The sequence below is a fragment of the Algoriphagus lutimaris genome (assembly GCF_017051705.1).
Taxonomy (GTDB): domain Bacteria; phylum Bacteroidota; class Bacteroidia; order Cytophagales; family Cyclobacteriaceae; genus Algoriphagus; species Algoriphagus lutimaris.
On the sequence record NZ_JAFIDJ010000005.1, the window covers coordinates 1 to 8,155 of the forward strand.

Annotated in this window: 7 protein-coding genes; 2 read left to right on the forward strand and 5 right to left on the reverse strand. The window is 38.5% G+C overall.

Annotated features, from left to right (window positions below):
- Window positions 1-208 precede the first annotated feature (208 nt).
- Together JYB62_RS19490 and JYB62_RS19495 are read right to left on the reverse strand one after the other, a co-directional pair.
- The gene (locus tag JYB62_RS19490) at window positions 209-961 is read right to left on the reverse strand and encodes an NIPSNAP family protein (RefSeq protein ID WP_205647077.1); all 753 of its coding nucleotides are present in this window, start codon (window positions 959-961) and stop codon (window positions 209-211) included.
- A 39-nt stretch (window positions 962-1,000) separates the two neighbouring features.
- A complete protein-coding gene (locus tag JYB62_RS19495; protein WP_205647078.1) occupies window positions 1,001-1,363 on the reverse strand; it encodes a transmembrane 220 family protein in 363 nt (120 codons plus the stop codon).
- Between the two features lie 59 nt (window positions 1,364-1,422).
- On the opposite strand from JYB62_RS19495, the gene JYB62_RS20080 reads away from it, so the two are divergent.
- Window positions 1,423-3,183, forward strand: coding sequence for a mechanosensitive ion channel family protein (locus JYB62_RS20080; protein ID WP_205647079.1), 1,761 nt, complete (start codon window positions 1,423-1,425; stop codon window positions 3,181-3,183).
- A gap of 9 nt (window positions 3,184-3,192) precedes the next feature.
- A complete protein-coding gene (locus JYB62_RS19505) occupies window positions 3,193-3,750 on the forward strand; it encodes a GNAT family N-acetyltransferase (protein WP_205647080.1) in 558 nt (185 codons plus the stop codon).
- Between the two features lie 2 nt (window positions 3,751-3,752).
- Here JYB62_RS19505 and JYB62_RS19510 read toward each other — a convergent pair whose 3' ends face one another.
- The 3 genes from JYB62_RS19510 to JYB62_RS19520 form a co-directional block, all read right to left on the reverse strand.
- Window positions 3,753-4,784 (reverse strand): SMP-30/gluconolactonase/LRE family protein, encoded by a 1,032-nt coding sequence (locus JYB62_RS19510; RefSeq protein WP_205647081.1) that lies wholly within the window; start codon window positions 4,782-4,784, stop codon window positions 3,753-3,755.
- A gap of 90 nt (window positions 4,785-4,874) precedes the next feature.
- Window positions 4,875-6,155 carry a TIM barrel protein gene (locus JYB62_RS19515; protein WP_205647082.1) on the reverse strand — a complete coding sequence of 427 codons (1,281 nt, stop codon included), beginning with the start codon at window positions 6,153-6,155 and terminating at the stop codon, window positions 4,875-4,877.
- Between the two features lie 184 nt (window positions 6,156-6,339).
- Window positions 6,340-7,746, reverse strand: a complete 1,407-nt coding sequence (locus JYB62_RS19520) for a purine-cytosine permease family protein (protein WP_205647083.1) — start codon at window positions 7,744-7,746, stop codon at window positions 6,340-6,342.
- Window positions 7,747-8,155 lie beyond the last annotated feature (409 nt).

Below are 8,155 nucleotides of genomic sequence, written 5' to 3' on the forward strand. Positions count from 1 at the left end.
TAAAAGAAGCCGTAAAAACCTCAGACATCGCGGATGCAGCTTTTGCTTTCGTTTCCGGAATGCTCAATAAATCAACTGGAAACATGATCAATGTGGACGGTGGATTGGCTCCAGCTTTCCCTAGATAATCAGAAAGTCCCCACTATGAAAATCAAAAAAGGCATACAAAAAAATGTATGCCTTTTTTTGCTCTAATTTTATTGATCTTTTATTTCATAGGAGAAAAAGGAAGAGTAGTAAAAAAGCTTACATCTACTTTCTCCACTATTTTACCGTTTTCCTCAGAAGCATCTCTAGCTGCAACCCAATCTGGGTCTTTTAAAAAATTCTGAAATGCAGCTTCAAATTTAGCTTTGTCTTGATGACCTAATAAATAAACAAGTTTCGGCTGTTTCCCCTCCTTTTCAGAAGTAATCCAATAAGGATAATTCTTTAAACCTTGACGTTCAAAAAGCTCTTGCGTATGGTCTTTGAACCTAGCGAGAAGATTATCAATTTTCCCATCAAAACAGGTATAAACCCTCAATTGAAAAACACCACTTTTGCTAGGCATAGGCATTTCATTTAATCCAGGGGCCAAAGTCATAAAGGTTTGATCTATTTTGGAAACCAATGCTCCATCTACAATGGACTCTTGGTAAGCCTTTTTCCATTCCGGATCATTCATAAACTGATTCCACATTCTATCTCTTGCTTCTTCATCCGGATACCCCAAGATATAGGTCAAAGAATTATCATGATTTTCTACCGGCACAAAATAAGCCACGTTTTCCATCCCGCTCTTTTCAAATAAAGCCACTGTATGGTCCTGAAATCTTTTGATCAAATCAGGCAACTTACCTGGATTGGCGTAGTATTTCCTGATTTCGAAATAATTAGACTTAATATTTGCTGCTTGCTGGCAAAATGCACACAAGCTAAAAAGTACTCCTAAAAGAGTCAATAACGATATTTTTTTCATGGGTTCATTGGTAAGAATGTAAAAGTTTAAGATAAAGGATTATTTTTTCCAGGCTTTAATCAAACCAGGGATCATCACCAATGCAATGATCATAAGACCAAATGACTCTCTGGATTCTTCCATGAAGTCATTTTTCATGCTGAGATTGTGCTGTTCTACCTCCTGAGAAACCCAATCCCCTACATGGCCTTGCCAATAATATGCCGCACCGATAATACAGGCAGTCACTACCACTGTCAAAGGTATTTTAGGAAATATACCCCTAAAACCCATTAAGCAGAAAATAATTGCTACCACATAAATACTCACCCAGATTTCAGGGTCTGGGTCATTGAATTGCCAAAAGGCAAATAAGGCGAAAAGGACTACCCAAAGTCCATAATACACTTTATTAAAAGTCATGATAAAATGGTTTTTGATCAAATCTACTGAAAACGATGAATTTTATTTAATTTAATCCTGTGAATGGTATAGAAATAATTAAGCAAGGATATACCTACAATTATTACCTACTTATGATGTTGATTTTTAAGAGAATTTCTATTCTTGTTTTATTACTATTGAACTGGGGATTAGTTTTTGCCCAAGATCAAGACTCTACTTCGATTAACTATCCTGATAGCATTCAAAAACCAGTAATATTTTTTAATGACACTTTATTCTTCATTGCCAATAAAATAGGCCCATTCTCTCCCTCTGAAAGAGCCCAAAACTTTAGCAGCAAACTAGATCTTCTTCTAGAGACAGATGCGTTTGATACTACACTTTTAGGTACTACTCAAGATGACATTGCCATCGAAATTTGGCATGGAGAAATAATTTTAGGAAGCGTAACACAAGAGGATGCCTCCTATTTTAAAAAAGACCAAAGCAAGCTTGCTCAAGAATATCTAGAAGCGATCAAAGATTCTTATAGAAGAAATCATAAAGATCGTTCCCTCATACAAATTATCACTCGAACAGGAATGCTTTTCGGGGTGATTTTAGTGGTAGTCTTATTGGTGTATTTAATTAATAAAGGCATCAATCGTACTATTGATTTTATTCTTTCCAAATGGCATAAATATTTCAAAGGAATTAAAATTAAAGACTTTGAATTACTCTCTGCAGAACGTGAAGAAAGCCTCCTGAAATCATTGATGAGGATCGTCAAAATTATCCTCATTATCATTTTGTTGTACCTCACTCTCCCAATTGTATTCAGCATTTTCCCTGCTACCAAAAATCTTGCAGGACTCTTACTGGGTTATATTACTAATCCTTTGAAATCCATTTTCAACTCCCTCCTGCAATATATTCCCTACATGTTTATGATCATCGTGGTGGTGATTATCACTTATTACATAGGGCAATTTGTGAATTTCATATCGGGTGAAATAGGGAGGGGTAATTTAAGTATTCCAGGTTTTTATCCAGAATGGGCAAAGCCCACTTTCAATTTGGTAAAAATCATTATTTATGCCTTCGCATTCATAGTGATTTTCCCTTATTTACCTGGCTCAGATTCTCCCGCCTTTCAAGGGGTCAGTGTGTTCTTAGGCTTGCTAATCTCTTTAGGCTCCTCCTCAGCAATCAGCAATATTATTGCCGGCTTGGTCATCATTTATATGAGGGCATTTAAAATCGGAGATCGGGTAAAAATCGGAGATACTACTGGAGATGTTATAGAAAAAACTATGCTGGTCACTCGCCTTCGAACCATCAAAAATGAAGAAGTCACCATCCCAAACTCTGCTATTTTGAATGGGAATACCATCAATTATACGGTGGAAGAAAATAGCTCAGGTTTAATTTTACATAGCACAGTAACCATAGGGTATGATGTACCATGGCGGAAAGTTCATGAGCTCTTGATCGGAGCTGCATTGAAAGTGGACACGATTATCAAAGAGCCTAAACCGTTTGTTCTACAGACAAGTTTGGATGATTTTTATGTGAGCTATCAAATCAATGCCTACACCATCGAGACTAAAAAAGCTGCTAAAAGCTACTCCGATTTACATGCCAGTATTCAGGATGCTTTTACAGAAGCTGGCGTAGAAATTATGTCTCCACATTATCGGGCAAACAGAGAAGGAAACGATTTAACAATCCCTCCAAAATACATCCCTGAGGAAACTCCTCCAAAAGCCCCTAATACCCCACTTCCATCTAACCCTGAGAACATGGAATTTAAACCATCAGACAGAGGGGAAGAACCAGAAGACTCAACCTATAGCTAATTCCGTTTTATGGTAACCATTTTCCAAGCAGTAACTGAAGCTGATCTCCAAGGGATTTTAGACCTTCAAGAAGAAAACCTAGTACAAAATATTTCAGAATCAGAGAAAAATGAACAAGGGTTTGTCAGAGTTCAGCATCATTTAGAATTGTTGAAATCACTGAACTCCATCGAATCTCATATCATCGCAAAAGATGGGGATCATGTGGCAGCCTATTTTCTTGCGATGACCAAAATGTCCAGAAATGATGTACCTATGTTGGTCCCCATGTTTGAGCAATTTGACGAACTTTATCACCAAGGAAAGAAAGTAAGTGAATACAATTATATGGCCGTAGGCCAAGTTTGTGTCGGCAAAAAATACCGAGGACAAGGATTGTTTTTTAATTGTTATGAAGCCTTTCGGAATGCCTTTGAAAAGGACTATGATTTTGCGATAACAGAAATTTCCATTTCAAACACCAGATCCTTAAAAGCACATCAAAAGGTAGGATTTAAAGTGATCCATACCTTCAAGGATGAATATGAAACCTGGGCGATTGTAGTTTGGGATTGGGGTAAAAATTAATCCTATTTCAATTTCACTCTCATCAATTCTCCATCAGCAGTGATGTACAAATAATCTTCATTGGTGTCAAAAGTACAGTTGGAGGTAGCTCTTTCTGTTTTGATCGTGCCCAAATGATCTCCATTGGGACTGATGATTAAGATTCCTCCAGGCCCACTCGCAAACAAATTCCCACTACTATGAACAGCCATTCCATCGGGAAGTCCAGGATTAGCATCTCCTACCAAATCACTCACGTCCAAAATCATTTTCCCTGAACTCACATTTTCATTCTCATCCAAGTCAAAAGCATAATATCTTGCTTTGAGTGGATCAGATTGCGCTACATATAGTTTTTTTCCATCAGGACTTAACCCGATTCCATTTGGACGGGAGAGAGAATCTATCTGCAAAGTCAAATTCCCCATAAAATCAATCTGATAAACACCCTGAAATTCCAGCTCCTTGGTGTCCCATTCATCCAATCCATATGGAGGGTCTGTGAAAAACAAATTTCTATTTTCACTTTTTACCAAATCATTAGGGCTATTAAACTTCTTCCCTTCGTATGTATCCGCCAACACCTCAAAAACAGGACTAGGTTCTGAAATATCGCTCACCATTTTGGCAACTTGCCTTGCCCCATGTTGGCATAGCATTAACTTTCCATCTACATCCAAAATCAGCCCATTCGCCCCTGGCTCTCTTTTGTTTGTTTCACTTCCAAAATATCCAGATGGTTCCAAGTAAACCTCTAGGCTATCTGATGCTGTCCATTTCCAAATCTTATTTTCAGGCACATCAGTAAAGATTAATGCTTGCTGATCTTCTAGCCATAAAGGTCCTTCAGACCAGTCAAATCCTGAAGCAATTACCTCGATTTTAGAATCAACAGGGATTAACACATCCATAGCCCCACTTAATCTTTCGATGGAACCTATCGTTTCAAAATTTGACACCAAAGAATTCATTCTTTCGGAATCCATCTTCTTTTCAGGTGAGTTACAAGCCAATACAAATAGGGAGAAAAAAATAATGGGAAGAGACTTTTTCATGGTTGGATTTCTAAAATTCTAATCTCCAATTTATTAAATCCTTTTGATTTGTCCTTATAAGACTTTCTAAGGAAGAATCATGAAAAACGATTATAAGCCAGTCGATCTGGACTCTGCCCCTCTTTTCTGAATCAAGTTTTTTCGAACATCCATTTTGCGGTAGAACCCAATGGGATCTGCAGCTCCTCCCAATTGAATCCTAGCCTCTCTTACCAGAGGGCGAACATCCCTTTGAAATGCATCTTGCAAGCATTCCTGTGCTCCTACCACATCACCCTCCATCTGACAATTGGTCATTTTTTTCCTATTGACCAATAATGCTTTGGTATAACTGATGCTGATCATTTCAAGGGCCTGCATCAAATCTTCCAATGGATCCTTGGTATTATGGCTTGCATCAATCATCCAAGAAATACTTTCCCATACCTGGGCTCCATCTTCAGAACCTGAGATCAGCTCACAAAAAATCAAGAACAATTGATAAGGCTTAATACTCCCAGTAGTTAAGTCATCATCTCCATATTTACTATCGTTGAAATGGAAACCTGCTAACATGTCTTGATACATCAAGGTAGCCACAATTTGTTCAATATTGGTATTAGGCAAATGGTGTCCTAAATCCACCAACACCTTAGCTCGGTCTCCTACTGATTTACATAGCAAGGAGGAGGTTCCCCAGTCTGGAATAATGGTATGGTAAAAATTAGGCTCATAGGGCTTGTATTCCAATAGCAACTTCCAATCTTCTGGCATAGCCTGATAGATTTCAGACAAGGATTCTTGCGTCCATTGCAATGAATTTCTCAAACTTGCTTGTCCTGGAAAATTACTTCCATCTGCTAACCATACAGTCAGGCCTTTACTCCCTAGTTTCTTCCCAATTTCAATCACTTCAATATTATGTGCGACAGCTTGGTCTCTCACCGATTTTTTCGCATTCCCAAGTGATCCGAGTTTATAACTTTCTAGCTGCCCATAATCTTGAAAAGTGTTGCTATTCATGGCATCAAAGCTGATTCCTAAGGATTCTGCTTTCGATTGAATAGCCGTATAGTCACTTGGAATATCCCAAGGAATATGCAATGAAACGCTATTTGTTTTTTGGGTCAAAGTCTTCAATAGGCCAATATCCTCAAGTTTCTCTTCCAAATCTCTTGGTTCACCTCCAATACCAAAGCGACCAAACCTAGTACCACCTGCTCCTAAGGCCCAACTGGGTATAGCAATTTGAAATGCTTTGATTTTTTCAACTAATGCATTGACATCATTCCCTCCTTTAGAGAGTTGGTTATCTATAAAACCTAACTCATCCCGATGGGTAGAATACACGGATTGATTATATTCTTGTAATTGCTCGAAACTTAATTTCATAGCTCTTCAGGTTGATCTTCCTTCTTTTTATTGATCCAAAAGGGTGCTGTCCCAAACCAAAGGAACATTCCTATAGTCATGTAAAGATGGCTGGAATCAAGGGAAATTATTGATTTAAAGTACATCAAAGGCGGCACTATGGTCAGCACAAGGGCTATGTATGATGCGATTTTAAGTGAAGTTTTCATGCAAATTTTGTTCGAAGTGCTGGAAACTGGATTTTGGAAAACACAACAAATAGGCTGACTGCTATAAACCAACCAGGAAGCCCTAAAAAGAAAATTTCAAGTCCATAGAAGTAATTTAAAAGCCAGCAACTAATTAGTGTAATCAACCAAGCAGCTAAAGCTGGCCAAGTAAATGCCTTTTTGTTATTCAGAGCCTGTTCTGGCTGAAAGCCAAATTTCTCAGCGAAGTAAAAATCTGCAAAAATGACAGCTCCCATCGGCATCAATACCAAACCATATAACGCCACAAAATCCAACAATTTCATAACCAAAGCAGGGAAGCAAGCAGCTACACTGGTAATACCTCCCACAATTGCGGTGATTTTCCAGGTTTTGGTTTTAGGGAAAATTCCTTGCAAAGCCAATCCCGCTCTATAAATAGTAGGATTTGCAGTCGTCCAACCTGCCACCACTACGCACACTGCTCCCGCCACTCCTGCTGCTTGAAAAGCAATAGGCCCTGGGGCAAATTCCTGAGAATTGACATTGGTTTGGAGGAAGACAGCATACAATATTCCAGAGGCAATCCATGCAACAAAATGACCTATGTACATTCCAGCAAAGGATAAAAATCCATATTTCCAAGATCTGGCATAACGCAAAATTGTTAGATCAGACATCCCTATATGCATGGCCATATTACAGAACCAACTGAAAAATATCACATGCCAGACGGTGAATTTTGAAATCCCAGGAAGAGGAACTCCAGTCCAAATCACCTCTTTCGCTGCTACCACAAACTCATCAAATGAATGAACTCCTAATTGAGGTAAGGCTGCAAATGCGGCAGAAATGAAAATCAAAATCATCCAGGGAGCCATGACATTTGCAAACTTGGCTACTTGATTATAACCTCTAATCGCAACCATTGTGATTACTGCCCCCATAATCATCACCGCCACTATCCAACCAGGAGTTTTTGGATACCAGTCTGTCAAGGTTGGCATTTCTAAACCAAAAGGAATTCCCACCGCAGTGGCAGACACCGCTATCATGGATCCTGCCAAAAAACAAAACATCAATGCATTGATGAAATTATACAGTGAAACAACAGATTTACCAGTGATCCTTTCTAATTGGTAATAAAGTGTAAGTCTTTTCGAGGCAGCAATTGGACCAGTCATTAATCCCCAGCTCAGGACTGCCAAAAGATTCCCAATAAACAAACCTACGATAAGATCAGTAGCCGTGACTCCATGTGCAACAAATAAGGGACCTATGACAAATTCCGTACCTGCTGTGTGCTCTCCTGCGTACATTCCAAGAAAGCTCTTACCAGATTTCAGTTCACTTGTTGGAACAGGGGTTCGCTCGTATTCGTTAACTTGATTAACTATTTTTTTAAATAATTTTTGATCACTCATATCAGCAGGTAAAAAATCCAAAATTAACCTGTCAACTATCCTGTTGCATCCTTGAAATTTGATAAAAGATAGAATAAAAGCCAAAAGCAGTTTCCCTTCCATCCTCATTTCCTTAAATTGTACCTTGAAAATTAACTTTAGGATAATGGGCTAAAATTGGCTTGAAGTAACAAAAACGACCCATTTCAAGACAGCACAGGACACCAAAAAGTCTGGGTTACCCCATATTCAACCTATTAAAATTGAAATTGTAAATGACTACGAATACAAAAGAATTCAAGCATGTCAGCTTTTTATGGGATGATAAAAAGGTTGCTGCTTTGGAAGGAAACGAAGTTGACCTATTAATCTATAGATCCAATATCCTGGGTGCAGACCTCCGTATCACCAACTACGGCGGGGGCAATAC

What these genes read in the sequence shown, in the direction of transcription:
- JYB62_RS19520 (WP_205647083.1), bottom strand. Translation starts at nt 7,746, where the DNA reads ATGAGTGATCAAAAATTATTTAAAAAAATAGTTAATCAAGTTAACGAA.
- JYB62_RS19515 (WP_205647082.1), bottom strand. Translation starts at nt 6,155, where the DNA reads ATGAAATTAAGTTTCGAGCAATTACAAGAATATAATCAATCCGTGTAT.
- JYB62_RS19495 (WP_205647078.1), bottom strand. Translation starts at nt 1,363, where the DNA reads ATGACTTTTAATAAAGTGTATTATGGACTTTGGGTAGTCCTTTTCGCC.
- JYB62_RS19510 (WP_205647081.1), bottom strand. Translation starts at nt 4,784, where the DNA reads ATGAAAAAGTCTCTTCCCATTATTTTTTTCTCCCTATTTGTATTGGCT.
- JYB62_RS19490 (WP_205647077.1), bottom strand. Translation starts at nt 961, where the DNA reads ATGAAAAAAATATCGTTATTGACTCTTTTAGGAGTACTTTTTAGCTTG.
- JYB62_RS19505 (WP_205647080.1), top strand. Translation starts at nt 3,193, where the DNA reads ATGGTAACCATTTTCCAAGCAGTAACTGAAGCTGATCTCCAAGGGATT.